The sequence below is a fragment of the Rossellomorea marisflavi genome (genome assembly GCF_022170785.1).
GTDB classification, from domain to species: domain Bacteria; phylum Bacillota; class Bacilli; order Bacillales; family Bacillaceae_B; genus Rossellomorea; species Rossellomorea marisflavi_B.
In genome coordinates, this window is the sequence record NZ_CP081870.1 from 3,011,809 (window position 1) to 3,029,578 (window position 17,770).

General features: G+C 48.6%; 17 protein-coding genes. All 17 read right to left on the reverse strand.

The window, feature by feature from the left end; translation table 11 throughout:
- Positions 1–9 precede the first annotated feature (9 nt).
- The 17 genes from K6T23_RS15780 to icd all read right to left on the reverse strand — a co-directional run bounded on the left by K6T23_RS15780 (position 10) and on the right by icd (position 17,670).
- Positions 10–1,395, reverse strand: coding sequence for a replication initiation and membrane attachment family protein (locus tag K6T23_RS15780; protein WP_316247365.1), 1,386 nt, complete (start codon positions 1,393–1,395; stop codon positions 10–12).
- Positions 1,396–1,458: 63 nt separating this feature from the next.
- Entirely contained in the window at positions 1,459–1,914 is a 456-nt protein-coding gene (gene nrdR, locus K6T23_RS15785; RefSeq protein WP_056534966.1) for a transcriptional regulator NrdR, read from the reverse strand.
- 72 nt (positions 1,915–1,986) lie between these two features.
- Positions 1,987–2,367: a cytosolic protein gene (locus K6T23_RS15790; protein ID WP_238281692.1), complete on the reverse strand. Its 381-nt coding sequence runs from the start codon at positions 2,365–2,367 to the stop codon at positions 1,987–1,989.
- A gap of 135 nt (positions 2,368–2,502) precedes the next feature.
- Positions 2,503–2,883 carry an adenosylmethionine decarboxylase gene (gene speD / locus K6T23_RS15795; protein WP_048006319.1) on the reverse strand — a complete coding sequence of 127 codons (381 nt, stop codon included), beginning with the start codon at positions 2,881–2,883 and terminating at the stop codon, positions 2,503–2,505.
- A 443-nt stretch (positions 2,884–3,326) separates the two neighbouring features.
- Positions 3,327–4,355 carry a glyceraldehyde-3-phosphate dehydrogenase gene (locus K6T23_RS15800; RefSeq protein ID WP_056534962.1) on the reverse strand — a complete coding sequence of 343 codons (1,029 nt, stop codon included), beginning with the start codon at positions 4,353–4,355 and terminating at the stop codon, positions 3,327–3,329.
- The gene (locus tag K6T23_RS15805) at positions 4,279–4,578 is read right to left on the reverse strand and encodes a hypothetical protein (RefSeq protein ID WP_238284497.1); all 300 of its coding nucleotides are present in this window, start codon (positions 4,576–4,578) and stop codon (positions 4,279–4,281) included. The genes K6T23_RS15800 and K6T23_RS15805 overlap by 77 nt, the downstream gene beginning before the upstream one ends.
- Positions 4,579–5,181, reverse strand: a complete 603-nt coding sequence (gene coaE / locus K6T23_RS15810; protein WP_056538352.1) for a dephospho-CoA kinase — start codon at positions 5,179–5,181, stop codon at positions 4,579–4,581. It abuts the gene before it with no gap.
- Between the two features lie 31 nt (positions 5,182–5,212).
- Complete coding sequence (ytaF, locus tag K6T23_RS15815; RefSeq protein ID WP_056534960.1) at positions 5,213–5,848, reverse strand: sporulation membrane protein YtaF; 636 nt, start codon at positions 5,846–5,848, stop codon at positions 5,213–5,215.
- 63 nt (positions 5,849–5,911) lie between these two features.
- A complete protein-coding gene (gene mutM / locus K6T23_RS15820; protein WP_238281694.1) occupies positions 5,912–6,739 on the reverse strand; it encodes a DNA-formamidopyrimidine glycosylase in 828 nt (275 codons plus the stop codon).
- Positions 6,740–6,754: 15 nt separating this feature from the next.
- Positions 6,755–9,385 (reverse strand): DNA polymerase I, encoded by a 2,631-nt coding sequence (gene polA, locus K6T23_RS15825; protein ID WP_238281696.1) that lies wholly within the window; start codon positions 9,383–9,385, stop codon positions 6,755–6,757.
- A gap of 226 nt (positions 9,386–9,611) precedes the next feature.
- On the reverse strand, positions 9,612–10,547 hold the full coding sequence (gene hflC / locus K6T23_RS15830) for a protease modulator HflC (RefSeq protein ID WP_053426366.1): 936 nt from the start codon (positions 10,545–10,547) through the stop codon (positions 9,612–9,614).
- On the reverse strand, positions 10,540–11,505 hold the full coding sequence (hflK, locus tag K6T23_RS15835) for an FtsH protease activity modulator HflK (protein ID WP_079516787.1): 966 nt from the start codon (positions 11,503–11,505) through the stop codon (positions 10,540–10,542). Before hflK ends, hflC begins: the two co-directional genes overlap by 8 nt.
- Positions 11,506–11,731: 226 nt before the next feature.
- Positions 11,732–13,519 (reverse strand): two-component system histidine kinase PnpS, encoded by a 1,788-nt coding sequence (pnpS, locus tag K6T23_RS15840; RefSeq protein ID WP_056534952.1) that lies wholly within the window; start codon positions 13,517–13,519, stop codon positions 11,732–11,734.
- Positions 13,516–14,235 carry a response regulator transcription factor gene (locus K6T23_RS15845; RefSeq protein ID WP_238281698.1) on the reverse strand — a complete coding sequence of 240 codons (720 nt, stop codon included), beginning with the start codon at positions 14,233–14,235 and terminating at the stop codon, positions 13,516–13,518. Before K6T23_RS15845 ends, pnpS begins: the two co-directional genes overlap by 4 nt.
- A gap of 246 nt (positions 14,236–14,481) precedes the next feature.
- Positions 14,482–14,958, reverse strand: coding sequence for a MaoC family dehydratase (locus K6T23_RS15850; protein WP_148984684.1), 477 nt, complete (start codon positions 14,956–14,958; stop codon positions 14,482–14,484).
- A 443-nt stretch (positions 14,959–15,401) separates the two neighbouring features.
- Positions 15,402–16,340: a malate dehydrogenase gene (gene mdh / locus K6T23_RS15855; RefSeq protein WP_048006330.1), complete on the reverse strand. Its 939-nt coding sequence runs from the start codon at positions 16,338–16,340 to the stop codon at positions 15,402–15,404.
- Between the two features lie 61 nt (positions 16,341–16,401).
- Entirely contained in the window at positions 16,402–17,670 is a 1,269-nt protein-coding gene (icd, locus tag K6T23_RS15860) for an NADP-dependent isocitrate dehydrogenase (RefSeq protein WP_056534948.1), read from the reverse strand.
- Between the last annotated feature and the right edge of the window lie 100 nt (positions 17,671–17,770).

The window sequence follows — 17,770 nt, forward strand, 5'->3', positions numbered from 1 at the left end:
CTCCTTCACCTACTTCCGAAAATTCTTCAATTCTTCTTCTAGTTTTCTTTTTTCGGCTTCCAGGTCATAGGTTTCCCCGTTCTGACTTTTCGCCTCGACTTTCTCATCTTCCTGGAACCAATCAGGCAGTTTCTCCGTCCTGATCGGCTTCCTACGGGTGGTCCGCTTTTCATTTTTACCGGATGCCCACTCCATGTATTGCTTATGTTCATTCTTTGCAAGCTCCATCGCTTCTCCGGCCGTGGTCACTTTCTTCCTGGCCCAATGGGAAGCAATCTTCTCCATATACCCTTTCGTCAGCTTCATATCCGTCTTCAGCAGCACATACTGAATGAGGACATTGATGACGGGAAGGGGCAGTTTCTGCGTCATGACAATCTCTTCAACAACCTGAAGATCCGACTTCGATGCGGCACTTCCATTGGAGATATCAGCGAGGACATCCTTTGGCGATGTGCTTTCAAGATACTCCAGAAGCTCCTCCTCCCTCGTCAACGGTTTGGAGGCTTCTTTGTTCACTGGTTTCGCTTTCGGCGTCAGATCGGGCAGTTCATCGCCGGTTTGCAGCTGATACCAATCACGGGCTGATTTCCGCAATTGCTCTACATCAATCGCTTCATCTGAATCGAGGGAACCCAATAGGATGTTTTTCATCTGAAGGGGACCGATCCCGTATAGATAGCTGAGCTTCAGGATCGTCTCTTTCACGAGAGGGGTGAAAGCCCTTCTCGGCACCATGGATTCTGAAAGTCCGTTGAGCAACAGGCTGAAATCAAAGTCGATATCATCCATGGGAGGGCCATCGTTCTTCCCATAGCCGATATACGCCTTCGCTTCGTTCGTCAATGAGCCGTCATTGGCCTCATGGCGAAGGAAGTCGATGCTGTTCTCCGAGGAGAATACGTCCTGAAACGATCGGGTGACATCTGTAAAGCTATCCGCTTCCATCCCGCGATCAGTGAACGATTCTTTCAGGCGCAGGTAGTGGGACCGTCCAATTTTCCTGAACAGATACACATTCAGCATGCCATCTGTGAAAAAATCATTGGGCAGCAGCGGGGGCTGAAGTTCATAAATGAAGCTCCGCTCGCCCTCCCCTTTCTTCGCGTACGTCTTAAGCAGGCCGATCCCCTCAAGCTTCATGCGCGCTTCGTGGATTTCCTGGAGATTCATGGACAGGATATTCATGAGATGATAATGGTTGGAAGGTGCCGACCATAGCCTGCTTTCTTCCACCTCTCCCCACAGGCTCATATACAGGCTGTAAGAAACGGGACCGATCAGGGGCTGATATAAGAATGTGATGATCTTCCTCTCAAATTCCTGCAGGAGCCCGTTGGTGCAGACCGTATAATGATCCACAGGCTGAATTTCATTCCAGTGATTCTTCATCATTGACCTCTACCTTTCGACACATAAGAGAAAAAGAGCCAAAGATGGACTCTTCAGCTCGGTCTTTCACTCTTTTTTGATCAGTTCTTTTAATTCATCTATGAACACATTGATATCCTTGAATTGTCTGTATACCGAAGCAAACCGGACGTAAGCGACTTCGTCGACCTGCGCCAGGCGATCCATGACCATCTCTCCCACTTTCACGGACTCGACCTCGGACACCCCCTGATTGCGGAGGTCCTTTTCAATATCCAGGGAAAGCTTCTCGAGCGTCTCCAATGGGACAGGACGTTTCTCGCATGCCTTAATAAGACCACGGAGGATCTTTTCTCTGCTGAACTCTTCTCGCAGGCCTTCCTTCTTCACCACAATCAAAGGCAGTTCTTCCACCTTTTCGAACGTGGTGTACCGGAACCCGCACACTTCACATTCTCTTCTTCTCCTGATGGAACGCCCTTCATCAGCCGGACGCGAATCCACCACCCGGGTGCCATTATTCTGGCAGGACGGACATTTCATACTATCAGCTCCGTTATGCTAAACTCATTTACACTTATGATATAGAAAAGTGGTGCTCACCACAAGTTCTCGCTATCTTACCCTCGTTAATTTCCCGTCCAGGACTTCATAATAATTCTTGATCTGCGCCTTCAGGACGGAATACGTACCGAGGATCTTCCCCTTATCCGTACTCAGTTTGAAATCGACCGCCGTCTCGAGGGGCCTTACCCCGATGACCGTGGCCACGATGAACAGCTGCGGGGTCCCGTTCTTCCGGATCGTGATCTCTCCCCTGTCCTTTGATTCGGACAGGATATCGTACTGGGAAGAGGAGAACAATTCGAGGACGGCATTGAATGTCCCACTTTGCATGGATTTATAATAATGGGTCTGCAGGACTTCTTCTTCCTGCTTATCCGATGTTTCACATTCCGATTGAAAACGTTTCAGCAAGGTCTTGATTCCGCTCATGATCATTTTCCTCCCTTTGTATATCCCCATTTTACACGAAAAACGGAGGATTGAAAATGGAGACATTGAAAGCGGGAACAACTCCAAATAAAAAAAAGAGATGCATGAGTCATGCACCTCTTGAAGATTCAACTATTAGAGCGCCTGAGCCTGTGATTTCTTAACCTGTACAGGTCCCATGCCGCGCGGAAGTTCGATTGTTTCACGGGTATCAGCACCCAATGCTTCAGCTATATATTCTGCAGCGATGTTCGGATCTAGATCTCCGCATGTATACACATCGATGCTGGCATATCCATGTTCAGGAAAGCTGTGGATGGTCAGGTGGGATTCAGAGATGATCACCACTCCGCTCACGCCTTGTGGAGCAAATTTGTGAAAGGCCACTTCACGGATTTCAGCACCTGATTTAAGAGCTGCGTCCACAAACGTTTTTTCAATTCCTACTACATCATTCAACTTTTCAAAATCGCAACCCCATAGTTCAGAGATTACATGACGACCCATTGTTTCCATTTGATCGTTTCCCCCTTTGACATAATTTTTTTCGTCAAAATGAACAAGTCCCTTGGCAAAATCTTAACCACCACGGGGGAAAGTTAGTCCGAAGAGGTCCTAACCCTTTAAGTAGTTAACTCAGTAATCATTTGCTGTTAAGAAGTTCACGAAAAATAGTATACTTGGTTTAAACCCCATTTGCAATAAATTTTCAAAAGTTTTTTCATGGGTCCGATCTCGCATCCAGTGTGCAGGGATATGGATTTTCCCGACGTGAAAGCCTGCATACGGACCAGTACTTCTTGTGTGGAGGGCCCAGACGGTGCCTATGGGTTTTGATATGGTCAGAAGGCTGGTGGACCCCGGCAGGTTTCCGGTTCCTGGCAGGCCATTTAAGCACGAAAAAAGAACGCATCCTCGATGCGTTCCTATGTTCGTTCGTTCTTTTTATATTGGTTCTTTCAAACATTCACCCCGGCTGCCGCTTCCATCTTGGATGCCGTGAACCTCACTAGGTCGACGACCCGGCAGGAGTAGCCCCATTCATTATCGTACCATGCAAGCACCTTGACTTTGCGATCGTCCATCACCATGGTGGAAAGACCATCTATGATGGCAGAGTGGGGATTGGTGTTGAAATCGATTGACACGAGTGGCTCCGTCGTGAATTCAACGATTCCGTGCATGGAGCCCATTGAGGCAGCCGTGAATGCATCATTGATTTCATCGACCGTTACATCCCTTTTCACATCGACCACAAGGTCCACAAGAGATACATTCGGAGTCGGGACACGAAGTGCCATCCCGTGAAGCTTGCCTTTCAATTCCGGCATGACGAGAGCCAACGCCTTTGCTGCTCCAGTCGTCGTCGGAATGATGGATTGGCCGCACGCTCTCGCCCTCCGAAGGTCTTTATGGGGGTTATCGATATTCTTTTGATCATTCGTATAGGCATGCACCGTGGTCATCAGACCGTTTTCAATCCCGAACTGCTCATGAAGCACTTTTGCCACAGGTGCCAGGCAATTGGTGGTGCATGATGCATTGGAAATCACATGATGTTCGTCGATTTTGAGAGCGTCTTCGTTGACCCCCATCACGATGGTAACGTCTTCATTTTTACCCGGGGCCGTCAAGATCACTTTTCTTGCACCAGCATCCAGATGCAGGGCAGCTTTCTCCCTAGAATTGAACTTGCCTGTGGCTTCGATGACGATATCCACATTCAATTCATTCCATGGAAGGGCAGCCGGATCGCGGTTGCTCAGTAGCTTTACCGTCTTCCCATTGACAATCAGTGAATCCTCCCCGATTGCCACATCTGCCTGAAATGTACCGTGGTTGGTATCATACTTGATCAGATGCGCCAGTGTTTCTGCCGGATAGCTGGCATTGATGGCCACGACTTCCAAGTCATCCTCCATAATCGCCTTCCGAAATACCATTCTCCCAATTCGACCAAATCCATTGATTGCCACTCTCGCCATCATATATCCTGCTCCCCTCTATATTAATGTTATACTCATATGTTTGTTTTCTAAAAATAGTATAACATATTGAACGGAATTGACCACCAAGTTTTGCATATAGTCGAAATGTTGTAACATTCTGATAACGATTTCTTTTATTCATATTTCTTACAGCTTGGTTAAAGTCCACTAAGCTCCCCGGAAAAATAGAAAAGCCGCCGGACAAATTCCGGCGACTTTCCATTCACGGCTTCAATCCCCATGCAGTCAGGAGTTCTTCCACCTGCTTCAAGGTATCTTCCACCGAACCATTATTATCAATGACTGCGTCTGCCTTCTCTACTTTTTCCCTCAAGGGGAGCTGAGAGGAAATGCGGGACGCTGCCTCTTCTTCGGTCATTTTGTTCCGCTTCATCAATCGGCTGAGCTGAACGTCTTTTTCCACGGTGACGACGATCGTCCGATCCACCATCCATGTCAGATCACTTTCAAATAGAAGGGGAATATCCATGATGATGGTCTGTTTCCCGTTTTCAACGGCCTCGTCTTTATGGGAGAGCATCATGCTCCTTACAGCCGGATGCACGATTCCATTGAGAAGATTCCGTTTCGTCTGGTCATTGAAGATGATGGCCCCGAGACCTGCACGGTCGATCTGGCCGTTTTCCTGTAGGATGCCCTTGCCGAATGCTTCGACGATGGCGAGGTACGCGGGCTGCCCGACTTCCACCACCATGCGTGCTGCAAGATCTGCATCGATGATGGTATACCCCTTTTCTTGTAGTAATGCCGATACTGTACTTTTACCGCTTGCAATGCCGCCCGTCAGTCCAATGATGTTTGCCACTTTCATCGATCCTTTCGTTCAGCACCATTCCCTAGAACCGCATGATCCCCAGACAAATCAATAGGACGCCAGGCAGGAAGGCGACCCGCTGGATCCATCTGATATGAGAGAAGTAGACGCCCAACTGCAATCCGCAGGTGAGGAAGATGAAACTCATGGAGAAGATGGCGATGGCAAGTGGAAAAGGAGAATAATTCAAAAGCGCGGCCCCCAGCCCTGCACCGAACGAATCAAGGGAAAGGGCGATGCCGAGCATGAATGCTTCGACGCCGGTAATGGTTCCGGAGCGGTCGAAATCGGCCGTCAACGGACGCCTCATGATCTGGATCACGAGGCCGATCGATTTGATTTCCACATTGATCAAGGTCTTTTCTTTCTCTTCCACGGGTGTGTCCTTCTCCGGTCTGAAAAACTGATAAAGCACCGCGAGTCCGATGGCCACCAGGATCAACCCTCCGACCCTTCCTGCCCATTCGGGTGAAAGGATGACAGAGATCGCTTGACCCATGAACATGGCGATCAATAAGCATAATGCAGAGCATAAGGAAATGATGGTGATTGATTTTATAGGTATTTTGACTTTTCGTAATCCATATGTCAGTCCCGTACTGAAATTATCAAGGCTTACAGCAAATGCCAGTAGTAGTAAGGAGAAAAGTGTGTTCATTCTGATAGCCCTCCCAATCATCAATACAATACTATATGGTATGGGCTTATCAGATGTTAAATGTTAAAGGCGCTGGCAGTGGGGGCAATAATGCGTCCCTCTTCCTGCGGATACTTTCTTCTCGATCGGCGTACCGCATTGTCTGCAAGCTTCGCCATTCCTGCTGTACACATACAGGTTTTGCTGGAACATCCCCATTTGTCCCTGGGAGTTCACGTAGGAGCGGATCGTGCTCCCCCCCATATCCACCGCTTCCCTGAGGGTGGCGATGATGCTTTGATGCAGATTCCCGACTTCATCAACTGTCAGGGATGATGCTTTCCGGTCGGGATGGATACCCGAACGGAATAGCGCTTCGTCGACATAAATATTCCCGAGTCCCACCATGACGGTTTGGTCGAGGAGAACGGCCTTGACGATCCTTGAGGTTCCGGCAGACCTGCCGTGAAGGTAGTCAGGCGTGAACGCTTCTTCAAACGGTTCGGGTCCAAGCTGCAGGAGGGGCAGATGAAGAAGTTCTTCCCCTTTTTTGAACAAGTGCATCGTCCCGAATTTCCGTACATCGCGGTATCTCAATTCCGTCCCATCCGTGAACGTGAATACCACATGGGTATGCTTCTCCACGGGCTCATCCTTTTGATGAAGGGCATACTTCCCCTCCATCCTCAAATGGGAGACAAGGGAGACATCATTCAGGTAAAAGATCAAAAACTTCCCCCGTCGTCCCATCGCAAGGATTTCCTGACCTTTAAGGGAGTCGGTGAATTGAGCCGTCTCGGATGGTTGCTTGATCATCTTCGGCCAGCTCACGGCCACCTCTTTGATCGTCTTTCCTACTACAAGGACCTCCAATGTCCTTCTGACTGTTTCTACTTCTGGAAGTTCAGGCACCGGTCCTACTCCTCTCTATTTGGCATCGTACCATGTGTCGCCATAGGAATAGTCCACCTTGAGGGGCACTTCAAGCTCCATTGTCTGTTCCATGACTTCAGGTACGATTTTTTCCAGGATCTCGATTTCATCCTTCGGCGCTTCGAAGATCAGTTCATCATGCACCTGAAGGAGAAGGCGAGATTTCAGATTTTCCTTTTCAAGGCGGGCTGCCATATCGATCATCGCTTTTTTGATGATATCGGCTGCACTTCCTTGAATCGGGGTGTTCATGGCTGTACGCTCCGCAAAGCTTCGCAGGTTGAAGTTCCTGCTCGTGATTTCAGGTAGGTATCTCCTGCGCTTGAGCAGGGTCGTGACATAGCCTTTCTGCTTGGCATCCTGGACGATGTCTTCCATATAATCCTTTACCCCAGGGAAGCTTTCAAGGTATTTGTTGATGAACTCACCGGCTTCTTTCCGAGAGATATCCAGGCTCTGTGAAAGACCATAGTCACTGATCCCATAAACAATCCCGAAGTTGACGGCTTTCGCATGACGCCTCATATTCGATGTAACGTCTTCTTTTGCCACTCCGAAGACGTCCATCGCCGTCTTTGTATGGATATCCATATCGTTCCGGAAGGCTTCGATCAGCTTTTCATCTTTAGCGATATGGGCAAGGACGCGAAGCTCGATCTGTGAGTAGTCGGCCGCGAACATCACCCAGCCCTCTTCTGATGGAATGAATGCCTGTCTGATTTTACGACCTTCTTCCAGCCTGATCGGGATGTTCTGAAGGTTCGGATCCGTCGAGCTGAGGCGCCCGGTCTGAGTGAGAGCCTGATTGAAGCGCGTATGGATCTTCCCGGTTTCCTCATGAACCACCTTCAGCAACCCTTCAAGGTACGTGGACTGCAGCTTGCCAAGCTGACGATAGTGGAGGATGTAGTCGATGATCTCATGCTTCGACTGCAGCTTCTCCAATACATCGGCAGACGTGGAGTAGCCGGTCTTCGTCTTCTTGATGACAGGCAGACCGAGCTTATCGAACAGGACTACGCCGAGCTGCTTGGGAGAATTGATATTGAAGCTTTCCCCTGCGAGCTCGTGGATTTTCTTCTCCAGTTCAACAAGACGTTCGGCGAGTTCATCCTTCATTTCATTCAGACGATCACAGTCCACCTTCACACCGGTGTGTTCCATCTCGGCCAGGATCAGGGCGAGAGGAAGCTCAAGATCGGTAAACAATTCTTGTTGATTGTTCTCCTCGAGCTCGTCCATGCATGTCCCTTTCAAGGTCCAGAGAACGAACGCCTTCCTTGCGATGTGTTCAGACAGCACCTCAAGATCCGGTACCTTCTGTTTCGCCCCTTTGCCGAAGACGGCTTCATCGGATTTCATGCCGGCCTGTCCGTGTCCTTTGGCAATCGTGGCAAAATCCTCACTCGATTCAGAAGGATTGATGATATAAGAGGCGAGCAAGAGGTCGAAGTCGATCCCCTCGATTTCGATGCCCTCCCGTAAGAAGGATACGATCGTTTCTTTAGCGTTGTAGACATGCTTGACGGATTCACCGTCCTCCGCCCATTCTTTGAACGCAGGGGAGGCAACAGCTGTTTCCATGGAAAAGAAATAGGTTCCCTTTTCATTGTGAAGACCGATCCCGATGACCTTGCCTGTATGATAATTATCCTCGAGCATTTCGATATAGAGGGAGCTCTCCCGTGCAAGATGATCCTCGTTGATCTCGTCCAGTACGTCGAATGAAATCTCCTCTTGTTCCACCGTTTCTTCCTCGACGGTTTCCCCCATTTTTTCGAGAAGGGAATTGAAGCCGAGATCCTTGAAAACGGCTTTCAGTTCCTGGGTTTCCTCCCCATCATAGTGGAGGTCGTCAAGGCCCACATCCACCGGCGCTTCACGGAGGATTGTCGCCAGTTCCTTGCTCATGATGGCCTGTTCCTTGTTTTCTTCAAGCTTTTCCTTCAGCTTCTTTCCGCTCACCTGATCGATGGAAGCGAGAAGCTCTTCAAGCGTTCCGAACTGCTTCAACAGTTTGATCGCCGTCTTCTCACCGACACCCGGCACACCAGGGATATTATCCGAGCTGTCACCCATGAGGCCCTTCATATCGATGACACGGTCAGGCGTGATCTCCCACTTTTCCTTCACGTGTTCAGGGGTATAGATTTCAAGATCCGTGATCCCTTTACGGGTGATGCACACCGTCGTTTTATCCGAGCTGAGCTGCGTGAGATCCTTGTCTCCCGAAAACACTTTCACGTCAAAGCCTTCCGCTTCGGCCCTCAGTGACAGGGTCCCGATGATGTCATCGGCCTCGTAGTTCTCCTTCTCGTATCGTTTGATCCCATATGCATCCAAAAGCTCCCGGATGTAGGGGAACTGTTCCGATAGCTCGGGCGGGGTCTTTTGTCTGCCCCCTTTATATTCCTTGAATGTTTCATGCCTGAAAGTGGTCTTTCCGGCATCGAATGCAACCAGGATATGCGAGGGTTTCTCATCCTCGAGGATCCTTTGAAGCATCGTAGTGAAGCCATAGACGGCATTCGTATGTACACCTTTATCGTTGTTCAACAGCGGCAGGGCAAAAAATGCGCGATATGCGATACTGTTTCCATCGATCAAGACTAGTTTTTTTGACATGGCGGTACCTCCTGTACGTTCATCACATAAGGATGAACCTTCTCTATACCCATTCTACCATGACCGGGATTGAAAGGAAAAATCCCCACCCCTGACCGCCATGAGGGACACGGTGTCCGGCCCTGCCCATCGTGCTGAAAACGGGTGAGGACCCTCCCTTCCATACTGGCTAACGGCTGGAGTCTCCCATCGCACAACAAAAGCCTCCGGACAGGAGGCTTTTCGATCATTCAGTATAGCCCATCAGCAGGCGGGCATAAGGTGAATCGGATGGAAGGACGATCACAGTTTCATCGTCGATCGTCTTTTTGTAGGTTTCAAGCGTACGGTAAAGATCATAGAACTCAGGGTCTTTAGAGAATGATTTATTATAAATCACCGCCGCTTCGGATTCCCCCTCAGCCCTGATCACATTGGCCTCCGTTTCTGCTTTTGCGATGAGCTCCTTCACTTCACGGTCCGTTTCGGCCGTGATGCTCTGTTTCTCCGCATCCCCCTGGGAAAGGTACTCCTGCGCCTTGGATTCCCGCTCCGAAATCATCCTGGTATAGACGGACTTCTCATTGGCCTCAGGCAGGTCGGTGCGTTTGATCCGCACATCTTTGACCACCACCCCATACTGCTGGTTTTCAAGAAGTTCATTGACCTTATCGGTGATCTGGTCGTTCAGGCTCCCTCTCGATGACTTCTCATCATTGATGACCTCTTCATATTCCAGTTTACCAAGCTCTGCCCTGACCACGGAATAGATGAAATCCTCCATCTTCGCCTCTGCGTTGATGACATTCCGTGCATTGGAGATCATCTTCAAAGGATCGGTGATCTGCCATACGGCATAGTTATCGATGAGCATCCGCTTTTTATCCTTTGTATTGATCTCAGCTTCTGTCACATCCGATGTCATCTGCCGCTTCGTCAACGTCGTCACTGATTGTATGAAGGGAACCTTCACCTTCAGGCCCGGCTCTTCGTCGATCCGCACCACTTCACCGAACTGGCGGACAACCTTGTATTCTCCTTCTTTCACAATATATACGGAGGTGAAGGCAACCAGGAGAAGTGCAAGGAGTACCACCAGGAATATCCCTGTCCTGACGTAAGGCTTCCAGTCTGTCGGAGGCCGCTCTTTCTTCTCGAATTGATAGACGTTAGGATTACTCATCGGCCTTCGCCTCCTTTTCTTCCGCCTCCGCCTTCGCTTTCCCTTCCATCGGTCGGATCGGGAAGTGCTTCAGGGTTTCCCCGTCATCTTTCATAATGTAGATCTCGGCATTTGGCAGGACGGTTTCAAGGCTTTCAAGAACCAGACGTTTCCGTGTGATATCCGGGTTGGTTTTGTATTGATCATAGAGTTTATCGAAAACGGCCACATCCCCACGTGCCTGTTCGATCCTTGCAATCTTGTCGCCCTTTGCCTTGGACATGATCGCCTTCTTCTCTCCCTGTGCTTCATTCATGCGCTGATTCTGATACTTTTTGGCTTCATTGGTTTTTGTATTTTTCATTTCACGCGCATCGGTTACGGCCGTGAAGGAGGAGCGCACATCTTCATTCGGCAGTTCCACGTCCTGCAGCTTTACACCGATGATGGAAATCCCTATATCATAGTCTTCTATCAGATTGGTCAGAAGGTCTCTGACATCGCCTTCGATCTTGGCCTTTCCCGAGGTCAATGCATCATCGATCAGCGAACTGCCGATGATGCTCCTGATGGATGAGGATGTGGCATCATAGAGAATTTCCTTCGGGTTTTCGGCATTGAAGAGATAGCCTTCGGGATCGGTGATTTTCCACTGCACAACTAAATCGGCCAGGACGATGTATTCATCACCCGTGATCATTTTGGTTTCTTTCGGGAAATTTTTGATTTCCCCTTCGCTTTCTTCATACCCGAATTGAAGTGTGAACGTTTCTTTTGATAGCGTTTCTACCTGTTGGATCGGCCAAGGCATCTTAAAGTGCAGGCCCGGTTCCACTACGGGATCCCCTGCCTTCCCGAATGTAAGGACAAGCGCCTGTTCCGACTCATCCACCGTGTACCACGACGTCACCAGTACCGCGATGAGGATCAGTGCTCCCAACACCATCCCCGTCACCTTATACGTTTGCTTCAAGCTCATGAAATCCCCCCATTTTGTCTGACCCATTCTACTAATCTATACGGTCCTTCCCCTGAAAAGTTTCAGGAATATTACAATGGTGGGAAAAATTCCATGCAAAAAGACGAGAACGGGGTCGGTTCTCGTCTTTTCATCAACACCTTGGATGAAGGGGTTTCACTTAGTATCGTATCACCGGTATGTTAACCGGAATTTAACACTTTGTAAATGGTTTGTAAAAAAACCATCATTCCCCTTCATGGATGCCCTCATGAAATTGTTTGTTCAATAGGACCTTGAATGTCGTCCCCTGATTCAGTTCACTCTCGACTTCGATCTTCGCCTCATGGGCCTCCAGGATGTGCTTGACGATGGCAAGGCCCAGACCGGTTCCTCCAGAGTTCCGGCTCCTTGCTTTATCAACCCGATAGAAGCGTTCGAATATACGCGGAATCTCCTCTTGGGCGATTCCGATCCCGTTATCCTTTATGGAGACAAGCACTTGCTTGCCTGCATCCTCCACTCCGACTTCCACGATCCCGCCTTGGGGAGTGTAGGATATCGCATTGCTGATCAGGTTGATGAACACCTGCTTCAACCGGTAGCTGTCCACCTCTGCGAGGACCGGGGATTCATTGTGCACATCCAGGGTGATGCCCTTTTCCCTGGCACGCTCGTTCAGTATTGGTAAGATCTCTTCGATGAGACCGGATATGGACTCCTTTTGAAGGGAGAGCTCGAACCCGCTCTTTTCCACTTTTGATAGCTCAAGGAGATCCTGGATCAGTGATTGAAGACGGTCGCTTTCCTTCAGGATGATGTCGAGGAAATTCCTCAAGGTGTCTTCATCCTTCATCGCCCCATCGAGGAGGGTTTCAGAGAAGCCTTTGATCGATGTGATCGGCGTCTTCAATTCATGCGACACATTGGCGACAAAATCTTTTCTCATCTGCTCGAGCTTTTTTAGTTCCGTGATATCATGGAAGACCACGACGATCCCTTTCCACACATTGTTATGCCCGATGATCGGAGCCCCGTATACCTCGTAGTGCCTCCGCTCGATCTGGTAAGGAAGAAGGATCTGCTTCCGGACCCGCTTCTCTGTCATGAAGATCTCCTCCACCAATCGATTCACCTCTTGAAAATGGATCACTTCATGATAGCGGACCTTCCGCAGGTCCTTTTCCTCCAAATCGAAAAATTCCCGGAAGGTGCGGTTGGTCAATACGATGAACCCGCGATGATCGATGAGGAGAAGGGCACTTCCCATATTTTCGATCAGGGTGGTGAGTCTGTCCTGCTGCATTTCCTGGGCATTGACCATTTCCTGAAGGTTACGGGCCAGGATATTGATCGATGAACTCAGCATGCTGGTCTCATCGAGTCGATCCTCGAAGGTCCTGGCACGATAATTCCCTTTCGCAAGCTCCATGGCTACATTGGTGGCCGATTCAATCGGTTTTGTATATCGTACGGTGATCCTTGATCCCAGGATGATGATCAGAACAAGGGCGAGTACGAGGGAAATCGTCAGGACCAGCCAAATCTGCTGATTCCCTTCTTCGAATTCATCCACCTCGGTACTCATGATGAGGAGTCCGTCGGATTGATTCCCTTTCTGATTGAGGGGATACCAATAGTAACGGAACTCCCTGCCTTCATCGACCACCTTCTTGTGACGATCCTTCACATCCCAGTCATCCTTGATGGATGCGATGATCTCCTTCTGCTTCTGATTCCCGAGGGAATTCGGTCTTTTCGTATCGTCAATGACCTTCCCGTCCTCATCCAGCAGGGTGATTCGAACATCGAGAATATCGCTGAGCTCATTGATGATGGAAGGATTCGTTCCCTGGAGCGGTCCGTTTTCTTCTATTGAATTGGCAAGAAGTCTTGCTTCTTTCTGGATCCTGGAGTTCAGCGTCTCCAGATAAAAATTCTTGAAGATTTGTCCAAGCAGAAGGCCCAGCCCGATCAACACGCCGATGATGAGGGTGATGAGCGCCAGAAGAAGCTTCGTCCTATACTTGGTCATGAGGATTTGGGACCCTCTAATTTATAGCCAAGACCCCTGATGGTCTTGATGTAAATCGGTTTCTTCGTATTGGTCTCGATTTTCTCACGGAGATGGCTGATATGCACATCCACGATCCTCGTGTCGCCTGCAAAATCATAATTCCACACGGCGCTCAAGAGCTGGTCTCTCGTCAACACTCTTCCCCGGTTGTCTGTCAGGTAGAGAAGAAGTTCAAATTCCTTCGGCGTCAGTTCAAGTAGTTCACCTTGGAAATACGCTTCATATTGTTCGGGGTACACTTTCAATTCTCCGACTTCCTTGTAGTCCACGTCTTGGCCTTCGGATTGTTCTTTCACGGCAGCGGATGCCTGGCTCCTTCTCAGGATCGCTTTCACCCTTGCCACTACTTCACGGGGACTGAAAGGTTTCGTCATATAGTCATCGGCACCGAGCTCAAGCCCCAGAACCTTATCGAACTCATCATCCTTAGCCGTCAGCATGAGGATCGGCGTACTGATCTTGCGCTGGCGCAGTTCTTTGCATACTTCGATCCCATCCATGGATGGAAGCATCAGATCAAGGATGATCAAATCGGGTGATTCAGAGACGGCCTTATTCAAGCCTTCCTCCCCGTCATGTGCCGTCATGACAGCATAACCCGATTGTTCCAGGTTGTATTTTAACAATGTTGCGATCGATTGTTCATCATCCACTACCAGAATGTTTTTGCTCATTGATTATAGGCCTCCAAGAGAATGAATTTACCCCTTCATCCATTAGCATTATGTAATTGTACTTTTATTATAATATAATTTTGTCTTGTTACCACTACTATTCGGCGTTTAGAGAATAGTCGGGCTAAATGTCCCCTCTTCCATCCGGCATTTCAGAAAGGATGCGTAGGAATGGGACCGCGCCCATTTTGAGTGTCGGGAGGGTTCGCGACTCAGAATAAAAAAACTCCCTCTAAAGGGAGCGGCTCAAAAATTTTCCAACGCGTGACTATTCATCTTTTCCAACCGATGTGGCGGGCATACGCTGATTCTTCCCGTCACGACCCTTTCATCGTCTTCGTTGTCTGCAGTGACTTCGATGATGACGGAATGGGCCTTCAGATCGATCTCCTTCACTTCGAACAGGAAGCGGACGGTGGCATAGTGATAGACTGGCTTATGGAATTGGATCGATTGTTCGGTGATATGGGAGCCGGGTCCTGGCAGGTATTTTGAGACAGCTGATGTGATGATTCCCGTCAGCATGATGGATGGGACGATCGGCTTCTTGAAAGGCGTTTGCGATGCATAGTCGTGCTGAATATATAAAGGATTGGCATCATTCGTCAAACCAAGATAGAGAAGGAGTTCATTGTCCTCGATCTTCTCTGTAAGCGTCAGCTTCTCACCAATGGTCATATCTTCGATTTTTCTTCCCGGTTTTCTTTTTTTACCCAGTAACATGGACGCACCTCCTGAATGTAAACACTTACATTTTTAAATAGTCTGTCTATTAATATAGTATCATTTCTATTGTGCCCAAACAAAGGACTTTTTAGTAGAATTTCAAAAGCGATTCAGTGCATGAAAAAAGGTCGTACAAAACGAAAAAGATGCCATGAAATGACGAACACAATCGTATAGTTTCTTTATACCGCTTATGATTTCCGTGCAAGACTTCGCTTTTCGCGGGTAGCCCGTGAGCCTCCTCGGCAGGCCTGAGGGGTCTCACATCAGCTACACTTCCCGCTGGAGTCTTCGTCTTGCACTCCAATCAACCGCTAGAAACGATAGAAAAATGTTTGTGAAATAAATGAAAAAACCGAATTCATTTGCCTTATTTCAGACAAATAAATTCGGGTTTCACTATGACTGAACCATGTTTGTTCCAGCCTAAGGGGCTAGGTTTAAACCAATGCTTCCATGACGTTTTTGACGGCACTTGCCGATTGGCCGAGTGCTGTTTTCTCTTCTTCCGTCAGTTCAAGCTCGATGATTTTCTCAAGACCGTTTCCACCAAGGATCGTTGGTACACCGAGGTAGATGCCGTCATATCCGTATTCGCCTTCAAGATAGGCGATGGCAGGGATGACGCGGCGTTGATCTTTGAGGATCGCTTCAACCATTTGAACGAGTGAGGCTGCAGGTGCATAGTAGGCACTTCCGTTTCCAAGAAGACCGACGATTTCCCCACCGCCTTTACGCGTGCGCTCCACGATGGCATCGAGGCGATCTTTCGGGATCAATGTTTCAAGCGGGATTCCGCCTGCATAGGAATAGCGGATGAGTGGTACCATATCGTCTCCATGTCCACCAAGAACGAAACCAGTAACATCTTTCACTGATAGATTTAGCTCTTGGGCAACGAATGTACGGAAGCGGGCAGTATCAAGCACACCCGATTGACCGATCACACGCTCTTTAGGGAATCCGGACTCTTTGAACACCGTATAGGTCATGGCATCCACAGGGTTCGTCAATACGATGATGTAACAGTTTGGTGAGTACTTCACGATTTCCTGCGTCACGGACTTCATGACTTTTTGATTCGTCTGAACAAGATCATCACGGCTCATTCCAGGCTTACGCGCGATACCAGCTGTGATGACGACGATGTCAGAGTCCTTCGTATCTTCATAGTTCGACGTACCGATGATGTTCGAATCGAATCCTTGTACCGGACTTGCTTCAAGCATATCCAAAGCCTTTCCTTTGGTCGGATCTTCATTTTGCGGGATATCAACAAGCACCACATCAGAAAGTTCTTTTTGTGCAAGCATCAATGCTGTTGTGGCACCAGTGAATCCTCCACCGATTACTGAAACTTTTCTACGTTTGATTGTCATCATTGCTTCCCCCTGTTCTTATGTAAGACAGGAGCAAATTCTGCCCCTGTCAGTAAATGAATTACATATTGTCGATCAAGGCTGTACCGAACTCTGAACATTTCACTTCTGTTGCTCCATCCATGAGACGGGCAAAGTCATAGGTTACGACTTTGGAAGCGATTGTTTTTTCCATTGATTTCGTGATCAGATCTGCTGCTTCATTCCAACCGAGGTGCTCGAGAAGAAGAACGCCGGATAGGATGACAGAAGATGGATTCACTTTATCAAGGCCTGCATATTTAGGTGCAGTCCCGTGTGTTGCTTCAAAGATGGCATGGCCGGATTCATAGTTGATGTTTGCTCCAGGAGCAATTCCGATTCCGCCGACTTGTGCAGCTAGGGCATCCGAGATGTAGTCACCGTTCAGGTTCATGGTAGCTACAACATCGAATTCAGCAGGACGCGTAAGGATTTGTTGAAGGAAGATATCCGCGATGGAATCTTTTACGATGATCTTACCAGCAGCTTCAGCATCAGCTTGTGCTTTGTTGGCTGCATCAAGACCGTCAGCATCCTTGATCTTATCGTATTGAGCCCAAGTGAATACTTTATCGCCGAATTCCTTCTCAGCAAGCTCGTAGCCCCAGTTTTTGAAGGCTCCTTCAGTGAACTTCATGATGTTTCCTTTGTGGACAAGGGTTACAGACTTGCGACCTTCTGTGATCGCATAGTTGATAGCAGCGCGCACAAGACGGCTTGTCCCTTCTTCTGATACAGGTTTGATCCCGATCCCGGACGTTTCAGGGAAGCGGATCTTGTTAACACCCATCTCATCTTGAAGGAAGCTGATCAATTTTTTCACTTCGTCAGAACCCTTTGCATACTCGATACCGGCATAGATATCTTCTGTGTTTTCACGGAAGATGACCATATCCGTATCTTCAGGACGCTTCACCGGTGAAGGTACGCCTTCGAAGTAGCGTACAGGGCGAAGACATGTGAACAGGTCAAGCTCTTGACGGAGTGCTACGTTCAATGAGCGGATTCCGCCTCCTACAGGAGTTGTCAGTGGTCCTTTGATGGCAATGAAATATTCGCGGATCGCGTCAAGCGTCTCTGCAGGCAACCATTCACCCGTTTTGTTGAATGCTTTTTCACCTGCATATACTTCTTTCCATTCGATCTTGCGCTCACCGTTGTACGCTTTTTCAACGGCTGCATCAAGGACGCGCTGAGAGGAAGCCCAGATATCAGGACCAGTTCCGTCTCCTTCGATAAATGGTACGATCGGATGATTCGGGACGTTCAGTTGGCCATTCTCATTCGTGATTTTTTCAGCTTGTGTCATGTATGTACCCTCCATTTACTCATTATCAAAGGGAACAACGCCCAACGCAGTGAGCATGTCATTCCCTTTATCTATTACTATTACACCAATATTTTGAGTG